General features: G+C 56.2%; 15 protein-coding genes. 4 read left to right on the top strand and 11 right to left on the bottom strand.

What is annotated here, in order from left to right:
* Nucleotides 1–11 precede the first annotated feature (11 nt).
* The 6 genes from mglA to ACOTWU_RS20510 all read right to left on the bottom strand — a co-directional run bounded on the left by mglA (nucleotide 12) and on the right by ACOTWU_RS20510 (nucleotide 7179).
* Nucleotides 12–1532: a galactose/methyl galactoside ABC transporter ATP-binding protein MglA gene (mglA, locus tag ACOTWU_RS20535; RefSeq protein ID WP_003859320.1), complete on the bottom strand. Its 1521-nt coding sequence runs from the start codon at nucleotides 1530–1532 to the stop codon at nucleotides 12–14.
* A gap of 79 nt (nucleotides 1533–1611) precedes the next feature.
* The gene (gene mglB / locus ACOTWU_RS20530; RefSeq protein ID WP_017383382.1) at nucleotides 1612–2610 is read right to left on the bottom strand and encodes a galactose/glucose ABC transporter substrate-binding protein MglB; all 999 of its coding nucleotides are present in this window, start codon (nucleotides 2608–2610) and stop codon (nucleotides 1612–1614) included.
* A gap of 295 nt (nucleotides 2611–2905) precedes the next feature.
* Nucleotides 2906–3928 (bottom strand): HTH-type transcriptional regulator GalS, encoded by a 1023-nt coding sequence (gene galS / locus ACOTWU_RS20525; protein ID WP_032648909.1) that lies wholly within the window; start codon nucleotides 3926–3928, stop codon nucleotides 2906–2908.
* 155 nt (nucleotides 3929–4083) lie between these two features.
* A complete protein-coding gene (yeiB, locus tag ACOTWU_RS20520; protein ID WP_023304116.1) occupies nucleotides 4084–5241 on the bottom strand; it encodes a DUF418 domain-containing protein YeiB in 1158 nt (385 codons plus the stop codon).
* 18 nt (nucleotides 5242–5259) lie between these two features.
* Entirely contained in the window at nucleotides 5260–5928 is a 669-nt protein-coding gene (gene folE / locus ACOTWU_RS20515; RefSeq protein ID WP_015572317.1) for a GTP cyclohydrolase I FolE, read from the bottom strand.
* A 102-nt stretch (nucleotides 5929–6030) separates the two neighbouring features.
* Nucleotides 6031–7179, bottom strand: a complete 1149-nt coding sequence (locus tag ACOTWU_RS20510) for a YbfB/YjiJ family MFS transporter (protein ID WP_252049258.1) — start codon at nucleotides 7177–7179, stop codon at nucleotides 6031–6033.
* Between the two features lie 137 nt (nucleotides 7180–7316).
* On the opposite strand from ACOTWU_RS20510, the gene fghA reads away from it, so the two are divergent.
* Nucleotides 7317–8144 (top strand): S-formylglutathione hydrolase, encoded by an 828-nt coding sequence (fghA, locus tag ACOTWU_RS20505; RefSeq protein ID WP_126498847.1) that lies wholly within the window; start codon nucleotides 7317–7319, stop codon nucleotides 8142–8144.
* A gap of 267 nt (nucleotides 8145–8411) precedes the next feature.
* Nucleotides 8412–10397, top strand: a complete 1986-nt coding sequence (locus tag ACOTWU_RS20500) for a ligand-gated channel protein (RefSeq protein WP_015572315.1) — start codon at nucleotides 8412–8414, stop codon at nucleotides 10395–10397.
* A gap of 54 nt (nucleotides 10398–10451) precedes the next feature.
* On the opposite strand, the gene ACOTWU_RS20495 is transcribed toward ACOTWU_RS20500, so the two are convergent.
* Both ACOTWU_RS20495 and yieE read right to left on the bottom strand, forming a co-directional pair.
* Entirely contained in the window at nucleotides 10452–11921 is a 1470-nt protein-coding gene (locus tag ACOTWU_RS20495; RefSeq protein ID WP_006811308.1) for an amino acid permease, read from the bottom strand.
* 180 nt (nucleotides 11922–12101) lie between these two features.
* Nucleotides 12102–12968: a DNA-binding transcriptional regulator YeiE gene (gene yieE / locus ACOTWU_RS20490; protein WP_017383387.1), complete on the bottom strand. Its 867-nt coding sequence runs from the start codon at nucleotides 12966–12968 to the stop codon at nucleotides 12102–12104.
* A 97-nt stretch (nucleotides 12969–13065) separates the two neighbouring features.
* On the opposite strand from yieE, the gene ACOTWU_RS20485 reads away from it, so the two are divergent.
* Nucleotides 13066–14112 carry a YeiH family protein gene (locus ACOTWU_RS20485; RefSeq protein WP_017383388.1) on the top strand — a complete coding sequence of 349 codons (1047 nt, stop codon included), beginning with the start codon at nucleotides 13066–13068 and terminating at the stop codon, nucleotides 14110–14112.
* A gap of 64 nt (nucleotides 14113–14176) precedes the next feature.
* Nucleotides 14177–15034: a deoxyribonuclease IV gene (nfo, locus tag ACOTWU_RS20480; RefSeq protein ID WP_017693043.1), complete on the top strand. Its 858-nt coding sequence runs from the start codon at nucleotides 14177–14179 to the stop codon at nucleotides 15032–15034.
* Nucleotides 15035–15108: 74 nt separating this feature from the next.
* On the opposite strand, the gene fruA is transcribed toward nfo, so the two are convergent.
* From fruA to fruB, 3 genes are read right to left on the bottom strand one after another with little or no spacing between them, the layout of a single operon-like run.
* The gene (gene fruA, locus ACOTWU_RS20475) at nucleotides 15109–16794 is read right to left on the bottom strand and encodes a PTS fructose transporter subunit IIBC (RefSeq protein WP_015572312.1); all 1686 of its coding nucleotides are present in this window, start codon (nucleotides 16792–16794) and stop codon (nucleotides 15109–15111) included.
* Nucleotides 16795–16810: 16 nt separating this feature from the next.
* Nucleotides 16811–17749, bottom strand: a complete 939-nt coding sequence (gene fruK / locus ACOTWU_RS20470; RefSeq protein WP_006811313.1) for a 1-phosphofructokinase — start codon at nucleotides 17747–17749, stop codon at nucleotides 16811–16813.
* Nucleotides 17749–18879 (bottom strand): fused PTS fructose transporter subunit IIA/HPr protein, encoded by a 1131-nt coding sequence (gene fruB, locus ACOTWU_RS20465; protein ID WP_040117881.1) that lies wholly within the window; start codon nucleotides 18877–18879, stop codon nucleotides 17749–17751. The genes fruK and fruB overlap by 1 nt, the downstream gene beginning before the upstream one ends.
* Between the last annotated feature and the right edge of the window lie 13 nt (nucleotides 18880–18892).

Below are 18892 nucleotides of genomic sequence, written 5' to 3'. Positions count from 1 at the left end.
AGCCCCTGATCTTAAAGGTGCAAAGACGCAAGACGCAAAATTTCGTTTTGCGTTGTCGTTTTGGTTTCAACAATACCGGCAACGAGACCATTGCTCATAACCAGAATACGGTCTGTGATCCCTAACAATTCCGGCATTTCGGAAGAAATAATAATGATCCCTTTATCTTTTTTCGCCAGCTCGGCGATCAGCTGGTAAATCTCAAATTTTGCACCCACGTCGATACCGCGCGTAGGTTCATCCAGCATCAGAATTTCAGGCTGGGTTAATAGCCAGCGACCAATAATGACTTTCTGCTGGTTCCCTCCCGAGAGTGAGCCAATTTGCGTGCGGTGGCCCGGCGTTTTCACGCGCATGGAGTCAATCACCCACTGGGTATCGCTCTTCATGCGGGAATTATCCAGCAGCCCGACTTTATTTTTGTAATTGCGAATATTAGAAATTAACGAGTTAAAGTTAATATCCAGATAAGCGTAAATACCGGTGGAACGACGCTCTTCCGTCACCAGCGCAAAGCCATTATTAATGGCTTCGTTGGCGTTGTGGTTGTTGATCTTCTTACCGTGCAGCGTAATGGTGCCTTCGGCTTTCTCACGGATACCAAACAGGGTTTCCACGATATCGGTGCGCTTGGCGCCCACCAGCCCTGCGATGCCAAGGATCTCCCCCTTGTGCAGATCGAAAGAGACATCGCGGATAGACGGCTGACGCAGCGAGGTCAGGTTACGCACCTCCAGAATCACTTCGCCTGGCTTGTTTTCTTTATCCGGGAAACGCTGGTTCAGAGAACGGCCAACCATCATGGCGATGATCTTGTCCATATCCAGCCCTTCCAGCGGCTGGGTGGCGATCCACTGGCCGTCGCGCAGGATGGTGATTTCATCGCACAGCTGGAAGATCTCTTCCATTTTATGTGAGATATAGACAATGCCGCAGCCGCGATCTTTCAGCTTACGAATAATGGTAAAAAGGTGGTTAACCTCTTTTTCCGTTAATGACGATGTCGGTTCATCCATGATCACGATTTTCGCATCATAGGAGAACGCTTTGGCAATTTCGATCATCTGCATCTGGGAAACGGATAATGTCCCGACGCGTGCGCGCGGGTCGATATCAATATCCAGCTCATCAAAAATGGCTTTGGTGTCGCGATACATTTTATCCTGATCGACAAAGACACCTTTGGTTGGATAACGACCCAACCACATATTATCCATAACTGAACGTTGCAGAACCAGGTTTAATTCCTGGTGTACCATCGAGATACCGTTCTCCAGCGCTTCTTTCGCTGAATGGAAGTCGATCTCTTTTCCCTGAAAAAGAATGCTGCCAGAATCTTTTTGATAGATCCCAAAGAGGCATTTTAATAATGTTGATTTACCCGCACCGTTTTCACCCATTAACGCATGAATAGAGTGTGGACGAACTTTTAAATTAACATTATCGAGCGCCTTAACACCGGGGAATGACTTGTTGACACCGGTCATTTCCAACAAGTATTCACCGGACGACTGAGTAGTTGTGCTGACCATAATTATACCTTGTTGGCCTCGCATATCGCGTTATAAAAGGGCGCAACGAATTGCGCCCAGTGAAGACAATGCAGATAACTTATTTACCGATAAACTCAGCCAGGTTGGACTGGTCTACGCCCACGTAAGGAACGCGAACGATTTTGTTGTCAATTTTCCAGTTAGTCCCGTCAGCGGCGCCTTTACCGTCGGCCAGGTTTTTCGCCAGATCGAAGGTGGCTTTCGCCTGGTTGTTGGCATCGTTCAGCACGGTACCGGCCATAGCGCCAGATTTCACCAGCGCCAGCGCTTCTGGCAGGGCATCCACACCGAACACAGGAATGGCGGACTTGTTGTGGGCTTTCAGGGCTTCAACGGCACCCATTGCCATCGCATCGTTGTTGGCGATGACCACTTCAATTTTGTTGGCGTTCGGACCAGAGAGCCACGCGTCCATCTTATCTTTCGCCTGAGCGGTGTCCCACATTGCGGTGTCTAACGCCAGCTGCTGGGTTTTCAGGCCCTTGTCGTTCAGCTCTTTAATAACGTAGGTGGTACGTGCTTCAGCATCCGGATGGCCCGGTTCGCCTTTCAGCAGAACGAACTGAATCTGACCATCTTTGTTCAGATCCCAGTTCGGGTTCGCCGCCCAGTGTTTCGCAATCAGATCGCCCTGGATAATCCCGGACTCTTTGGAGTCGGTACCCACGTAATACGCTTTGTCGTAGCTGTCCAGCGCCTTACGGGAAGGTTCTTTGTTGAAGAAGACAATTGGCACGTTCTGGCCGCGCGCTTTCTCGATCACCGTACCTGCCGCAGCCGGGTCAACCAGGTTGATAGCCAGCGCTTTCACGCCTTTTGCCAGAAGAACGTCAATCTGATCGTTCTGTTTGGACTGGTCATTCTGGGAGTCATTCATCAGCAGCTGCACGTCTGGCGCTGATTTAGCATCTTTTTCAATTGCTTTACGCACAACGGACATGAAGTTGTCGTCGTATTTATAGATAGTCACGCCAATACGGGTATCCGCTGCGTGTGCTGCTGCGCCAAAAAGCATGCTTGCCATGACAGCAGACAGAGTCAACACCTTCTTATTCATGGTATCTCCGGTTTTTTTTATGCAGGGTAGTTCTTGTGAAAAACGGTCGGCGGGCAGATGTTAATAAAACGTTACTGATCGCCGAAGTTCACTTATAAAATGTCCAGCTTCCGTGTTCGGTAACGCTCCAGAAATGCGTTTTATTCGTTGTTTGAGGCATTCTGGTAACGGTAAAAGTGAATAATCACCGTTACATTGTGTTTCAGCCCCTAAAACGCTGACATCATAGACAGCGGCTTGTTAAGATACTGTGAATTTACTCACAGATTGAAAACGGTTACATCACGTGATGTTATCAGTTAGTGATCGGAGCCACAGTTTGCCGGATAGCGACCGAATGGCGGCGTACTAAAGTCGGCATAAAACAATGCGTTGCGTCAGGATCTAACAGCCCTGCCGCCCCCTGTAACGCCAGCTCTGTCGCCAGTTTCGCCATCGACGCAATGGGGTAACGCACCGTTGTCAGCTGCGGATCGGTGTAACGGGCAATCGGGATATCGTCAAAGCCGATCAGCGATAAATGCTGCGGCACCGCAATGCCATTATCTTTCAGCGCGGTAAGCGCACCTGCCGCCATGCTGTCGTTATAGGCAAACACGGCCGTCAGCTGAAGATTACGCCCCAGCAGTTCCACCATTGCCGCTTCACCGCCCTGCATGTCCGGCGAACCGGTACCTACCCAGCTTTCCAGCGGCGCAATGCCCTGCTCTTTCAGGGCGTTTTGCCAGCCCTCGCGGCGCATCATGTCGTCTTCAATACCGTGGCTGGAGGCCAGATAACCAATGCGCTGATGGCCGTTGCTGATGAGCATCCGCGTCGCCATCATCGCGCCGCTGATGTTATCCAGACCGACGCAGCGGTGCGCGTAGCCGGGGACGATACGATTGATCAGCACCATGCCGGGGATTTGCTCCATAAACCCGGCCAGCTCTTCATCGCTCAGGGCTTTAGAGTGCACAATCAGGGCGTTACAGCGCTGGCGGATCAGTACCTCAATGGCATAACGCTCTTTTTCAGCCTCGTGATAGCTGTTGCCAATCAACACATATTTCTGGTGCTGCTGGGCAACGACGTCCACCGCTTTGACCAGCGCGCCGAAGAAGGCGTCAGACACGTCCATCACCACTACGCCAATGGTATCGCTGACCTGCGTCGCCAGCGCCTGGGCATTAGCGTTTGGCCGGTACCCCAGCTGGGTCACGGCTTTCATTACGGTTTCACGCGTTTCAGAGCTGACCAGCGCACTGTTGTTCAGCACGCGGGAGACAGTAGCAACAGAAACACCCGCCTGGCGGGCGACGTCACGAATGGTGATCATATTCACCACCCTTTAAAGGATTGCAGCAACTCACAGACACCCCCTGTGTTTAGCAAGGTGGCTATTCTGGCAGCGAGAGAGAGGAGACTACGTGAAGAAGCTCACACAGATGAAAACGCTTACATCCGTTTTGTTAATGATTGTGATCCAGATCGTTATCTGGATGTATTACGCAATGACACGCCCGAAGCACGGACGGTTAACCGTCGCCATGCCCATTCCAGCGGCCCCTGGCGGAAAAAACGCAGCCAGACAACCGAAAACACCACGTTAACAATCCAGACCGGAATAACAAACGCCAGCAGCGTCAGGCGGTCGAATTTCATAAACAGGCCGAATCGGTAGAAAAGCGTGGTGCATATCAGCGTTTGCAGGATGTAATTGCTTAACGCCATCCGCCCAACGCAGGCCACCGCACTGACGATCCACAGGCGGGAAAGCTGGGGCCAGAAGCCGTAGATCAGCGCCGCATAGCCAATAGTCTGGAACGGCGCGCTCAGTTCGCGCGGCACCTGCAACAGGAATGCACACCAGCGGTAATCCCACTGAAGATGCCACTGCATCATCACCGCCGGGAGGTTGATGATCACGCCGAGCAGCACCAGCCCTGCTCCCGTACGACGATAGTGTCGCAGGCTAAATTCCCCTTTCAGCCAGCCGGTGCGCATCAGGGCTGCGCCCATCAGCATCATCCCCGCCAGTTGCCAGCCGTATTGCGCGCCCAGCGCCAGCAGATTATCGCCGAGCATATCGGCCCGGTTGCCTATCGCTTCCATGCCGCCTTTCAGCTTCCAGAACTGCTCATATTGCAGGTTGGCCGCATCCGGGATCCATGAACGACTGGTGGAAGCATCGGCAATCATGCCAAGCAGCAATAACACGGTCAGTCCCATGACATAGAGCATCACGCCGGTATTAAACAGGCTTTTCACACCGGGCGCGTCGCGGATCAGCCGCCAGCAAATCAGCCCCACCAGACCATACGCGAGCAGAATATCGCCGTCCCAGAACAGCAGCCCGTGAATAAAACCGAGGATAACCAGCAGCGTTAAACGCGACTGGATCCAGCGCGTACCGCGTTTAAGGAGAAGCTGAAGTCCCGCGCCAAACAGAAGCGCAAAGAGGGTCAGGAATTTAACCTGTGCAAAGAGATCGAGGATTGCCCACGTCCAGGCGTCGCTGCGCGTGATGTCGCCATACCACGCAGGATTCAGATAAGCGGCCTTCGGCAGACCGAAGGCGCTGATATTCAGCAGCAGGATACCGAGAATGGCGACGCCGCGAACAAAATCGAGCGTGACGTTTCGCTCCATGGTCCCTGCCCTGTCTGATTAGTTGTGGTGACGCACGGCGCGCAGGAACTCCTGGCGGGTGTTCTGGCTCGATTTGAACAGGCCGCCCAGCGAAGTGGTGGTGGTTGCGCTGGTTGCATCACGCACGCCGCGCGCTTTCACGCAGTAGTGCACCGCGTCGATAGACACCGCCACGTTGTTAGTACCCAACAGAGTTTGCAGTGCGGTCAGGATCTGCTGCGTCAGACGCTCCTGCACCTGCGGACGCTGGGCAAAGAACTGCACGATGCGGTTGATCTTGGACAGGCCAATGACCGTATCTTTTGGAATATAGGCCACCGTCGCTTTACCATCGATGGTCACAAAGTGATGCTCGCAGGTGCTGGTCAGCGTGATATCGCGTACCGTCACCATCTCATCGACCTTCATCTTATTTTCAATGACGGTGATTTTCGGGAAGTTCGCGTAATCCAGGCCGGAGAAAATTTCGTCGACGTACATCTTCGCGATGCGGTGCGGCGTCTCCATCAGGCTGTCGTCGCTCAGATCGAGATTCAGCAGTTGCATGATCTCCGTCATATGGCCGGCGATCAGACTCTTGCGGGTATCATTGTCCAGCTCCTGCACGGGCGGGCGCAGTGGCGTTTCAAGACCGCGCGCAACCAGCGCTTCATGGACAAGGGCTGCTTCTTTACTGAGTGATGACATTCTTTTCTCCTGCAGGTGTGGCGTCTTTTGCCCTCGTTGTGGCAAAAGTGTGCGCTCATTGTGCGTGAGGCGACGCACATAATCCAGTATTCACGACGATAATTATTGCAATTGCTGTTGCCTTTCAGCCTGACGGTTCCAGACTAACGCTCCGCCAACGAACAGCGCGATCACCGCCAGCCCCAGCGCAGGTTCCAGCCGATGTGTGAGCCAGGTCGACAGTGCCGACGTGACCGGACCCACCAGCTGACCAATGGCATACCCGGTGGTGAGCAGTCCCGCCATATAACGCGTGTGGTCTGGCGCCAGCTCGCGACCGTACAAAAGAGAGAGCTGCACGGCGCAGAGGAACCCGCCGCCCACCAGCAGCCCACCCGTCAGCAAGCCGCCTATGCCCGGCAGCAGCCAGGCCGCCAGCACGCCAATCCCCTGTAACCACAGAACAATCGCCAGCCTGCGGTTAGCGCTTGATGTATGCCGCAGGGCAATGCTGAGCGCAATTCCCACCACCGAGGCGGCGCCAAATATCGGCCAGACAAACTGGGCAAACAGGCTGCCGGGAAAACGCACCGCCGCCATTTGCGATAAAAAGGTCGCCGGGAGGATATAGCCGAACCCTGCCAGGCTGTAGCTCCAGACCAGACGCTTGAGATCTGCGGTCAGCAGCAGCGGTTCAGGCGCGGTACCGGGCCGATGGAGCTGCCCGGACCGCGGCAGGTAGCGCGCCACCAGCACAATCAGCACCAGCGCCAGTACGCCGTAGATTTGCCATGCCGCCCCGGCGGACAAGGATTTCGCCTGAATATAGACCGCCAGCAGGCCGCTCAGGGCGATGCCGGCCCCGGGTCCGGCAAAGACGGCCGCACTGAGTCCCGGTTTGCCCAGCTGCCCCAGCCGCTCGTTGGTCCAGGCGGCAATCAGCACCATCGACCAGCCGCTCATGCAGCCGATCACAAAGCGCAGCAGACCGTGAACAACGGCATTATCTGCCGCCGCGGAGAGCAGCGTTAGCGCCACCGCACCGGTGATGCCAAGCCAGAGACGCGTTTCAACGAAGCGATGGGCGCGCATGGCATCCCATGCCCCCACCAGATAGCCCAGATAGTTCATTGCCGCCACCAGCCCCGCGCTGGTAAGCGTGAGTTGCCCGGCGGCTATCATCAGCGGCACCTGAGGCGTGAAGGCGAAGCGCCCTATCCCCATCGCCACGACCAGAACCACAAATCCGCTGAGCGCGATACGCAGCGCCATGATCGCTCCAATTGTTAAAGAAAAGTAAATTTATGATGCAACATCTCGCCGTCCTGCGAAAGTGAAAGTTGCTCACAGGTCAATGAAAACTCTGTATTATGCGTTTTATGAATCGTCTTACCTTTAAGGAGCCCTGCATGGAACTGCTCGAAGAGCATCGTTGTTTTGAAGGTCGACAGCAGCGCTGGCGGCACGACTCCACCGCGCTGAATTGTGCTATGACGTTCAGCATTTTCCTGCCCCCTGTGGACAATCCACCGGTGCTGTACTGGCTTTCAGGCCTGACCTGCAACGACGAAAACTTCACCACCAAAGCGGGTGCCCAGCGTATTGCCGCCGAACTGGGCATTGCGCTGGTGATGCCAGATACCAGCCCGCGTGGCGATGACGTGGCCGACGATGCCGGATACGATTTGGGTAAAGGCGCCGGGTTCTATCTCAACGCCACGGAAGAACCGTGGGCGAGCCATTACCGCATGTATGACTACATTCGCGATGAACTTCCTGCCCTGGTGCACTCTCAGTTCGCGGTCAGCGAGCGCTGCGCGATAAGCGGACATTCGATGGGTGGCCACGGGGCGCTGATAATGGCGCTGAAAAATCCGGGGAAATACACCAGCGTGTCCGCATTTGCGCCGATTGTGAACCCAACGCAGGTGCCGTGGGGGCAAAAAGCCTTTACGCACTATCTGGGTGAAGATGCAGAAAAATGGCAGGAATGGGACAGCTGCGCGTTGATGCTGGCGAGCGATTCGGTGAATGCGATCCCAATGCTTATCGATCAGGGCGATGCGGATCAGTTCCTCGCCGGACAACTACAGCCTGCGGTGCTGGCGGAAGCCGCGCGCCAGAAGGATTGGCCGCTAACGCTGCGCATTCAGCCGGGATACGACCACAGCTATTACTTCATAGCGTCCTTTATTGAGGATCATCTCCGCTTCCATGCGGAGCATCTGTTCAGATAAGTTCCGCCTTTTGCCCGGTAGCGCCTCCTGCCTACCGGGTCTTCCCCTCCCCCTCTTTACATACTTCTATCCGCTTGAATCCAGCCTGATTTCTGTCGCCGACACCCAAACACAAATGATTTCAATTATCATTTGTGTTTACAATTCTACATTCTTTTGTACAATTCCAGGCTCTTCTCCATCTCAAAGAGTTCTTACAAGACAAAAACATACAGTTCTCAGGGTTATCCCGATGGAGTTTTATTCATTTTTATACGGAATGTACAAATGACAATACCGCGCATTAAGCTCCTGGCCGTCGCCATTGGCGCTGCCACATGTTCCCCCTTCGTTCACGCAGCCGATCAGGACACCGTTGTCGTCACCGCGACGGGTTTTGAACAAAAGATCCAGAATGCCCCCGCCTCCATCTCTGTGATTTCAAAACAGCAGATTGAAGATAAAGCCTACCGTGATGTTACCGATGCCCTGAGAGACGTCCCGGGCGTTGTCGTCACTGGCGGCGGGAGCAGCAGTGATATCAGTATTCGCGGCATGGCCTCTCAGTACACCCTGTTCCTGGTGAACGGCAAACGCGTCAGTACGCGAAGCACCCGCCCCAACAGCGACAACTCGGGTATTGAACAAGGCTGGCTGCCGCCGCTGGAGTCCATTGAGCGCATCGAAGTCATCCGCGGCCCGATGTCCTCGCTTTACGGCTCCGATGCTATGGGTGGCGTAATTAACGTCATTACCAAAAAAGTCTCGAACACTAAAGCCTGGACCGGTTCGTTGCATGGCGATGCGACCTTCCAGGAAAACAATGATTCCGGCGATATCTTCCAGACCAACGCCTACGCTTCTGGTCCCCTGATCGACGGACTGCTGGGCGCAAAAGTGACGGGGCTGTTGTCACGCCGCGCAGAAGATAAAATCGTGAACGGCTATAACGAGCAGAAAATGCGTAACGGTGGCATTACGCTGAACTTCACGCCGGACGAGAAGAACGATTTCGACCTCGACTTTGCTCGCGAGCTTCAGGACAGAAACAGCACCCCGGGGATGTCGAAAGCGGCTGAAACCTGCCGGGGAACAACCTGTACGCCAAATACCAAAAGCGACTCGCGCTATGAGCACACGACCTACTCCTTAACGCACAGCGGGTATTACGACGACTTCAATACCACCAGCTATATCCAGCAGGAAGAGACCAATAATCCAGGTCGCAAAATGCGCTCCTATAACACCACCTTCAACAACCAGAACCAGATTTTCCTCGGCGATCATACGTTGACCCTCGGCGGGCAGTATCGTTATGAGAAACTGCGCGACAAGGGTAATCAGCTGGAAGCTGCTGACGGACTGAACAAACTGACGCGCTGGAGCTGGGCCCTGTTTGCCGAAGATGAATGGGCAATGACGGAAAGCTTTACGTTGACCGGCGGCCTGCGTATGGACAAAGACCAAAACTACGGTACTAACTGGACGCCGCGCGGTTACGGCGTATGGCACCTGGCCGATCAGTGGACATTAAAAGGCGGGGTTTCGGCTGGCTATCGTGCGCCGGATCTGCGTCAGTCGTCTGCCAGCTGGGGCCAGGTAACGGGTGGCGGCCGTCTTGACGGTATCATCGTTGGCAACCCGGATCTGAAACCAGAGAAGAGTCTGAGCGAAGAGCTCGCCCTGCTCTGGGATAACAACGATAACCTGAATGCCGGCGTAACGCTGTTTAATACCGACTTCAAGGACAAGATTACGGAAGTTCGCCGCTGTAACAGCAGCGCCGATCCCGCCTGTACGATTGGCGATCACAGCTATGATTTCGTCAGCGATCGCGTCAACGTGGACAAAGCCAACATGCGCGGTGTGGAGTCCTCCTTCGGGTGGAAAATCACGCGCGATGTGAACTGGACTGCAAACTACACCTATACGGAGTCTGAGCAGAAGAGCGGCCAGTTCTCCGGCAAGCCACTGAACAAAATGCCGAAACACATGTTCAACACCACCCTGGACTGGCAGGCGACGCCAGATGTCGGATTCTGGAGCCGTCTGAACCTGCGCGGTAAAACGTCTGAGTACCTGAGCCGCACGTCAATGTCCCAGGGTACGCCGTCCTACACTCAGGTTGATGTCGGTATGCGCTACAACGCCAACAAAAACCTGCTGGTTACTGCCGGTGTGTATAACGTGCTCGATAAGCAGATTGATTACGATACGTATGACACCGTGCTGGATGGCCGTCGCTACACCGTCGGCATGACCTACAGCTTCTGATCTGCCCATAAAAAAGCCCGCTCAACTGAGCGGGCTAAAAAAGAGGAAGTGCGGTTATTGTTTAAATCGTTCCGGGAAATCCATTTCACTGTAGCGAACGAAGCGTGTTCCTTTCGTCAGTTTGTAGCCAAACCAGATGATCAGGAACAGCGGAATGCCAATATAGGTGGCCGTGACGGCGCCCCAGTCAATGGTGTCCGCAAGGAAGGCCTCATAGTTCTGACCCAGGGTAATAATCAGGCACAGAACGAAGGCGAAGATCGGCCCCAGCGGGAAGAACCCTGACCGGTACGGCAGATTATTCAGATCATGCCCCTGCTTGACGTACCCGCGACGGAAACGGTAGTGGCTGATGGCAATGCCCAGCCAGGCAATGAAGCCCGTCATACCAGAGGTGTTAAGCAGCCACAGGTAGACCGTCTGATTGCCGAACATGGAGGTCAGGAAACAGAGACCCGCAATCACCGTGGTCGCATACAGCGCGTTGCGCGGCACGCCACCGCGAGACAGTTTCGAGAAAATACGCGGCGCTTTACCGTCGCAGGCCAGGGTGTAGAGCATGCGGGTGGAGGCGTACATCCCGGAGTTACCCGCAGACAGTACCGCCGTCAGGATCACCGCGTTCATCACCGCCGCGGCAGAGAGCAGACCCGCGTGCTGGAAGACCAGCGTGAACGGGCTGACGCTGATGTCTTTCACATCGTTACGCAGCAGGCTTGGGTCGGTATACGGAATGATCAGGCTGATAATCAGGATCGCGAACACATAGAACAGCAGGATACGCCAGAACACCTGACGCACCGCGCGCGGAATGTTCTTCTCCGGGTTTTCGGATTCACCGGCCGCGATACCAATCAGCTCGGTACCCTGGAAGGAGAAGCCGACAATCATCGCCACGCCAATCATCGCCGAGAAGCCCCCGGCAAACGGCGCATCGCCTATAGTCCAGTTACTCCAGCCCGCCGGTTCAGCCCCTTTGAAAATACCAACGATCATCGCCACACCGACGACGATAAAGATGATGACGGTTGCCACTTTAATCAAAGAGAACCAGTATTCCGCTTCGCCAAAGCCGCGCACGGAGATGTAGTTCAGCAGGAAGATGACCGCCAGGAACAGGGCGCTCCAGATCCAGCCTGGCGTGTCCGGGAACCACCAGGTCATCACCAGCTGTGCGGCGACGAGGTCAACGGCGATGGTCACCGCCCAGTTGTACCAATAGTTCCAGCCCAGCGCGAAGCCGAAGCCTTCCTCAACGTATTTTTGTCCGTAGGTCGAAAACGAACCAGACACCGGCATGTATGCCGCCAGTTCACCCAGGCTGGTCATCAGGAAGTAGACCATCAGGCCAATCAGAATATAAGAGAATAATGCCCCACCCGGGCCGGCTGCCGAAATTGTTGCGCCAGAGGCAACGAAAAGACCCGTACCGATGGAGCCGCCAATGGCGATCATCGTCAGGTGACGCGCCTTAAGTGCGCGACGTAGCGCGGGCGCTTCTGTGGTTTTAGTTTCTGAAACCATGTGAAAATGCTGTCCATTCAATAAATGAGGCGCGATTGTAGCAGACGATCTGCGTTGCTTCCGGTAGAAATGCTCAGTTATAAGAGAGCTTCATGACTCGGTCAGGATTATAAGTAAAGCATAAAAATGTGGGGTGATAAGCGCACATAGCCCCGGTAAGCGAAGCGCCACCGGGGAACGTTAAATGGCGCAGTAGCGCAGAAAACGCTGGAGCGAGCTGGAAAGGTGTTTCTGACGATGATGGATGCACCACAGCGTGCGCACCAGCTTCGGCAGCGGAACGGGGATCTCAACCAGAGAGCCGGTCTCCAGCTGTTCGGCAATCACCCGTCGGGAAAGACAGCTAATGCCCAGGCCATGACGCACCGCATGCTTAATCGCCTCGGAGTTACCTAACTCCATCCCTAACTGGAACTGCGGCAGATGGGACAGCAGCAGATAATCGACAATCTCACGCGTGCCGGAGCCCTGCTCTCGCAAGATCCACTGCGCCTGCGCCAGACGCTCCAGCGTCACCTCGCCCTGGAGTAAAGAAGAGGCCGGGGAGGCAAACACCACCAGCTCATCCTCCAGCCAGGGTTCCGCAATGATATCCACGTTGTGGCACGGCCCTTCGATAAGCCCGATGTCCACGCGGAAATCGATCACCGCGTTGATCACGTCCTGGCTGTTGCCGACGCTCATTTCCAGCGGCAGGGTCGGAAAATCCCGGCGGTAGCGGGCAATCACTTCCGGCAGGATGTAGTTACCGATCGTGCTGCTGGCGTAGACGCGAATAGCGCCGTTGTCCTCGCGGAACAGCTGTTCGATCTCCGTTGCCTGCTCCAGCAAGGCCAGGGCACGCGGGTACAGCAGGCGGCCATGTTCGTTCACCACCAGCCGCTTTCCTACCCTGTCGAAAAGCTGAACGCCCAGTTGCCCTTCAAGATCGGTCAAGGCTGCGCTAACGGCGGACTGCGAGAGCGCCAGCATTTGTGACGCCTGGGTTGTCGAGCCGCTTTTCAGCACCTCGGCAAAAACTTCCAGCTGACGCAATGTAATGTGCATGGTTGCTTACCACTTATAAAGATTGATTATAAATATATAATCAATTTTATTTTTAAGCCAGAGCGCCGTAACCTTTAGCCAGACAAAGGAGAAGGTTATGTCAGAAATCACCTTACAACATCATCGTACAGTGTGGCACTTCGTGCCGGGTCTCGCGCTCAGCGCCGTGGTTACCGGCGTGGCTTTATGGGGCGGGAGTATACCGGCGGTTGCCGGCGCAGGGTTCAGCGCCCTGACGCTGGCCATTCTGCTTGGCATGGTGGTCGGGAACACCGTTTATCCACACATCTGGAAATCCTGCGACGGCGGCGTGATTTTCGCCAAGCAGCATTTATTACGTCTCGGGATCATCCTTTATGGCTTCCGTCTCACCTTTTCGCAGATTGCGGATGTCGGTGTCAGCGGGATTGCCATTGACGTCCTGACCCTTTCGAGCACCTTTTTACTGGCGTGCTTTATCGGCCAGAAGATCTTTGGGCTGGACAAACAGACCAGCTGGCTGATCGGTGCGGGTAGCAGCATCTGCGGCGCGGCGGCGGTACTGGCAACAGAACCCGTCGTTAAAGCCGAAGCCAGTAAAGTCACGGTTGCCGTCGCGACGGTAGTTATCTTCGGTACGCTGGCGATCTTCCTGTATCCGGCCATGTATCCGCTGGTGGCGCACTGGTTTAGTCCGGAAACCTACGGCATTTATATCGGCTCAACCATGCACGAAGTGGCGCAGGTGGTGGCGGCAGGTCACGCCATTAACCCGGAAGCGGAAAACGCGGCGGTCATCGCCAAAATGCTGCGCGTGATGATGCTGGCCCCGTTCCTGATTTTCCTCGCGGCGCGGGTTAAACAGCTTGCTCCGGCAGGCGGCAGCGAGAAAAGCAAAATCACCATTCCGTGGTTTGCGATCCTGTTCATCGTGGTCGCTGTCTTCAACTCTTTCCACCTGCTGCCAAAAGCGATGGTGGATATGCTGGTGACGCTGGATACGGTCCTGCTGGCGATGGCGATGGCGGCGCTGGGCGTCACCACACACGTCAGCGCGCTGAAAAAAGCCGGCGCGAAACCGCTGCTGATGGCGCTGGTGCTGTTCATCTGGCTAATCGTTGGCGGTGGTGCGATTAACCTCGCCGTGCACAGCCTGTTGGCATAAACCATCTCGTCCTTCTCCTGTTAACCCGCTATCATAGGCATTTCGGGTTAACAGGAGTCTTTTTATGAAATATGTTGGAGCGCACGTCAGCGCTGCCGGTGGCCTTGCGAATGCCGCCATTCGCGCCGCCGAAATCGAGGCGACCGCTTTCGCCCTGTTCACCAAAAACCAGCGCCAGTGGCGCGCCGCAGCGCTCACCGCTGAAGTGATTGATGATTTCAAAGCCGCCTGTGAGAAATACCACTATGGGCCTGGCCAAATCCTTCCCCACGACAGCTACCTCATTAACCTCGGTCACCCGGTTGCCGAGGCGCTGGAAAAATCCCGCGAAGCGTTCCTGGATGAGGTTCAGCGCTGTGAACAGCTGGGGCTGACGCTGCTGAACTTCCATCCCGGCAGCCATCTGATGCAGATTGACGAAGACGCCTGTCTGGCGCGCATCGCCGAGTCCATCAACATGACGCTGGATAAAACCCAGGGCGTGACGGCGGTGATTGAGAATACCGCCGGTCAGGGCAGCAACCTCGGCTTTAAGTTTGAGCATCTGGCGGCGATCATCGACGGCGTGGAAGATAAATCCCGCGTGGGGGTGTGCATCGATACCTGTCACGCCTTTGCCGCCGGCTATGACCTGCGCACAACCGAGGCCACGAAAAATACCTTCGAGGAGTTCGAGCGTATTGTCGGTTTTAAATACCTTCGCGGTATGCACTTAAACGATGCGAAAAGCGCGTTCGGCAGCCGCGTTGACCGCCACCACAGCCTGGGCGAAGGCAACATCGGCCATGATGCGTTCCGCTTTATCATGCAGGACGCCCGCTTCGACGGTATTCCGATGGTGCTCGAAACCATTAACCCGGATATCTGGGCGGAAGAGATTGCCTGGCTGAAGGCGCAGCAAACCGCTGAACAGGCGGCATAAAAAAAGCCGGGCTGCTTACGCACCCGGCTTTTTTTGTAGGTCGGGTAAGGCGAAGCCGCCACCCGACACCGCTTTTAGGCTGCTTTTGCGACCACTTCCGCTTCCGGGCGCTTCAGCACCGCGTAAGACAGGCCTGCCACCAGCGTACCGGCAACAATCGCCAGCAGATAACCCAGCACCGGCGTGATGGCGCCAGGGATGAGCAGGACGAACAGACCGCCGTGCGGCGCCATCAGTTTCGCACCTACCGCCATGGAGATAGCCCCCGTCACCGCACCACCCACGATACAGCACGGCAGAACACGCATTGGATCGCGTGCCGCAAACGGGATTGCGCCTTCGGTGATGAAGCACAGGCCCAGCACCAGCGCCGCTTTACCGCCTTCCTGCTGCGCTTTATCGAACTTACGGCGGGCAATAATCGTCGCCAGACCGAGCGCCAGCGGAGGCACCATACCGGCCGCCATGATCGCCGCCATCGGCGCGTAGGTCTGGGTACTCAGCAGGCCAACGCCAAACGCATATGCCGCTTTGTTCACCGGACCACCCATGTCGGTACACATCATACCGCCGAGGATTGCGCCCAGCAGCACCGCGTTCGCAGTCCCCATGGTTTGCAACCAGTGGGTCAGACCTTCCAGAATGCCCGCGACCGGCTTACCAATCAGGTAAATCATCGCCAGACCGACCACCAGGCTGGAAATCAGCGGGATGATCAGGATAGGTTTCAGCGCCTCCATACTCTGCGGTAGCTTCAGCTTCGAGCTGATCAGCTTCGCCACATAACCGGCGAGGAAACCGGCAATGATACCGCCGATAAAGCCAGAACCGGTGCTCACGGCGAGCATACCGCCGATAAGACCCGGCGTCAGACCCGGACGGTCAGCAATGGAGAAGGCGATAAAGCCCGCCAGCACCGGCACCATCAACGCAAACGCGGAGCCGCCGCCAATCTGCATCAACGCGGCCGCCAGTGTGCCCGGCTCTTTAAACGCCTCGATACCAAAGGCGAAGGAGAGCGCAATACACAGGCCGCCCGCCACCACCATCGGCAGCATGTAGGACACGCCGGTCAGCAGGTGACGATACGCGCCCGCAGACTCTTTTTTCCCTTCGGTCGCAGTTTTAGCCGCACCGGTTGCCTGATACGGTTTGGCTTCTGCCAGCGCCTTATCAAACTCCTGCGCGGTCTTCTTCAGCGCCAGGCCGGTAGAGGTACGGTACATCGGCTTGCCGGCAAACTTCGCCAGATCCACTTCGATATCCGCCGCCACAATCACCAGATCGGCTTCCGCCACCTCTTCAGGCGTGATGGCATTGCCCGCACCAACAGAGCCGCGGGTTTCAACCTTCACCCACCAGCCACGTTTTTTCGCTTCGGTTTCAATGGCTTCAGCCGCCATAAAGGTGTGCGCCACACCTGTCGGGCAGGCCGTTACCGCAACAATGCGTTTCGGCCCAGCGGCGGCAACCGGCGCCGCCTCAACAGGTGCGCTGTAAACCGTCGCATGACCTTTTGCTTCGCTCAGAAACAGTTCAGGGTGTGCCACCGCGCGATTAATATCACCCAGCCACACTTTTTTACCGTTCAGGGCGCTGTCCGCGGGGATTTTGTCGCCCAGAACAATCGCCATTTCAGCATCACCCGGGTTATCAATGATATCCAGGTGCGCTTTTTGTGCCGCCGCGCCCAGCAGGGTCTTCGCCATATAGGCACGAGCCTGTCCGAGACCGGAGTCAATGATCAGCAGCGTTTTCATTATTCCTCTCCTGCTGTTAGTTAAAAGGTTTTAAGTCAACGCGCGCCATCATCGCGGCTAACTGGGTACGATCGGTAATACCGACATTGCTCTGGCTCACGGCCAGGGCCGCAACGGCGGTAGCAAGACGTAAGGTATGTTCACTGGATTCGCGCATCAGCAGACCGTAGATCAGGCCGCCAACCATCGAATCCCCGGCACCCACGGTGCTGACCACCTCCATTGAAGGCGGTTTGGCAATCCATTCCCCGGAGGCGTTCACCCACAGGGCACCTTCTGCACCCAGCGAAATCACCACGTGAGCGATACCCTGCTCGCGCAGCGCATGGGCAGCGTCAATCACATCCTTTAATTCTGGCAGCTTACGGCCCGCCCAGATCTCCAGTTCGCGGCGGTTAGGCTTAACCAGCCATGGCGAGGCTTTCAGACCGGCGACCAGCGCGTCGCGGCTGCTGTCGAAAATAATGCACGGGCATTGGCTGCGCAGGCGCGTCATCCAGTCGGTGAACGCTTCCGGGCTGACGCCGGACGGCAGACTACCGCTGACGCACACCATGTCAAACTGGCCCAGCCAGCTCAGGGAATCGGCAACAAAGCGCTCCCAGTCAGCCGGGGTCACTTCGAAGCCGGAGAAGTTCAGATCGGTCACTTCACCGTCTTTCTCGGTCAGCTTAACGTTGATGCGGGTACGGCCCTGCACAACCTGAAAACGGTTAGCGATGCCCAGTTCACTGAACAACTGCTGAAAACCATCCTGGTTGTCTTTACCGAGGAAGCCGCCTACGGTGACGTCGATGCCGAGATCTTTCAGCACCTTCGCCACGTTAATCCCTTTTCCTGCGGCATGCAGGCCGGTCGTCCGCACCAGGTTGACTTCGCCACGCTCAATTTCCGGGCAGAAGCCCACCAGATCGTAAGCCGGGTTCAGCGTAATGGTCGCAACACGTCTGCTCATTATGCGCCCTCCCCCAGACCGGCCGCGATGGCGTCGCCAATCGCTTTCAGCGCCTGTTCAGCATCCGCACCCTGCGCGGTAAAGCGCAGACGATGGCCTTTCTTCACGCCCAGCGCGACAACTTTCATCAGACTGCGCCCGTTGGCTGGTTTACCCGAACCGTCCAGATTGGTCACGGTGATCTCACTTGCAAATTGTTTAATGGTATTCACCAGCATGGTGCCCGGACGGGCATGCAGGCCGTGTTCGTTACGCACCACGTACTCTGCGCTCAGCAGGTCATCCGTCAGCGCATCGTCGCTGGTCAGCAGGGCCAGCACCGTCGCCGCGTCTGCGTTCAGCAGTTTTTCAGCTTTATTGTTCAGCAGCAGATCGCCCAGACGCTTCAGCACGGATACCGGCTGATCGTCCGCCATGGCGACCGTTACCAACATCGCGGCGCGTTCGCCGTCTGTCTCAAAGGCAACCGCAGCACGGCTGACCGCGATAGCGCTACGCAAGTTGCCTTCAGCACTGTCGTTCAGCCAGATGCCCTGACCCAGGTTTAATGGCTTATCATTGATGGCGCACGTCACAAAAGTGGTATCTGCCGCTCCCACTTCTTTCAGGCGGGCCGCGTTCAGCGCCTGGAGCGTCAGCAAATCGGACGCAACGACGTCCAGCGTCAGGGTTTCATTATCCAGCTTCAGCGCTTCGCTCTGTTTTTCGCCCATCAGCAGGGCACGCAGCTCTTCAGCAGTGGTGGCGGATTTAAGCTGTTCCGCGACGGCATCATCACTCAGCACGTGCGTCAGCTGACGCAGCAGGCCCAGGTGTTCGTCACCGCTGGCCGCGATGCCGATCGCCACATAAGCCACCTGCCCCTCGCCCCACAGCACGCCCTGCGGGAACTGGAAGACCTGCACGCCGGTTTTCAGCACCTGATCGCGGGTGTCCGTGGTGCCGTGCGGAATTGCAATACCGTTACCGAGGAAGGTGGAGGTCTGCTGTTCACGCGCCAGCATGCCGTTGACGTAGCCGTCAGCCACGTTGCCAGCCTGCACGAGCGCAGCGGCGACCTGGCGAATAGCCTCTTCTTTATTCCCGGCCTGTTCGCCCGGGTGAATATCCTGAACAGATAACTGGAACATGATTCTCCTCTCC

The organism is Enterobacter cloacae complex sp. GYL001 (genome assembly GCF_049237125.1).
In the GTDB taxonomy this organism is placed as follows: domain Bacteria; phylum Pseudomonadota; class Gammaproteobacteria; order Enterobacterales; family Enterobacteriaceae; genus Enterobacter; species Enterobacter hormaechei_C.
Note: the sequence above shows the minus strand (reverse complement) of the source record. Positions and strands in the feature narration are given on the sequence as shown.

What these genes read in the sequence shown, in the direction of transcription:
- mglA (WP_003859320.1), bottom strand. Translation starts at nt 1,532, where the DNA reads ATGGTCAGCACAACTACTCAGTCGTCCGGTGAATACTTGTTGGAAATG.
- mglB (WP_017383382.1), bottom strand. Translation starts at nt 2,610, where the DNA reads ATGAATAAGAAGGTGTTGACTCTGTCTGCTGTCATGGCAAGCATGCTT.
- galS (WP_032648909.1), bottom strand. Translation starts at nt 3,928, where the DNA reads ATGATCACCATTCGTGACGTCGCCCGCCAGGCGGGTGTTTCTGTTGCT.
- yeiB (WP_023304116.1), bottom strand. Translation starts at nt 5,241, where the DNA reads ATGGAGCGAAACGTCACGCTCGATTTTGTTCGCGGCGTCGCCATTCTC.
- folE (WP_015572317.1), bottom strand. Translation starts at nt 5,928, where the DNA reads ATGTCATCACTCAGTAAAGAAGCAGCCCTTGTCCATGAAGCGCTGGTT.
- ACOTWU_RS20510 (WP_252049258.1), bottom strand. Translation starts at nt 7,179, where the DNA reads ATGGCGCTGCGTATCGCGCTCAGCGGATTTGTGGTTCTGGTCGTGGCG.
- fghA (WP_126498847.1), top strand. Translation starts at nt 7,317, where the DNA reads ATGGAACTGCTCGAAGAGCATCGTTGTTTTGAAGGTCGACAGCAGCGC.
- ACOTWU_RS20500 (WP_015572315.1), top strand. Translation starts at nt 8,412, where the DNA reads ATGACAATACCGCGCATTAAGCTCCTGGCCGTCGCCATTGGCGCTGCC.
- ACOTWU_RS20495 (WP_006811308.1), bottom strand. Translation starts at nt 11,921, where the DNA reads ATGGTTTCAGAAACTAAAACCACAGAAGCGCCCGCGCTACGTCGCGCA.
- yieE (WP_017383387.1), bottom strand. Translation starts at nt 12,968, where the DNA reads ATGCACATTACATTGCGTCAGCTGGAAGTTTTTGCCGAGGTGCTGAAA.
- ACOTWU_RS20485 (WP_017383388.1), top strand. Translation starts at nt 13,066, where the DNA reads ATGTCAGAAATCACCTTACAACATCATCGTACAGTGTGGCACTTCGTG.
- nfo (WP_017693043.1), top strand. Translation starts at nt 14,177, where the DNA reads ATGAAATATGTTGGAGCGCACGTCAGCGCTGCCGGTGGCCTTGCGAAT.
- fruA (WP_015572312.1), bottom strand. Translation starts at nt 16,794, where the DNA reads ATGAAAACGCTGCTGATCATTGACTCCGGTCTCGGACAGGCTCGTGCC.
- fruK (WP_006811313.1), bottom strand. Translation starts at nt 17,749, where the DNA reads ATGAGCAGACGTGTTGCGACCATTACGCTGAACCCGGCTTACGATCTG.
- fruB (WP_040117881.1), bottom strand. Translation starts at nt 18,879, where the DNA reads ATGTTCCAGTTATCTGTTCAGGATATTCACCCGGGCGAACAGGCCGGG.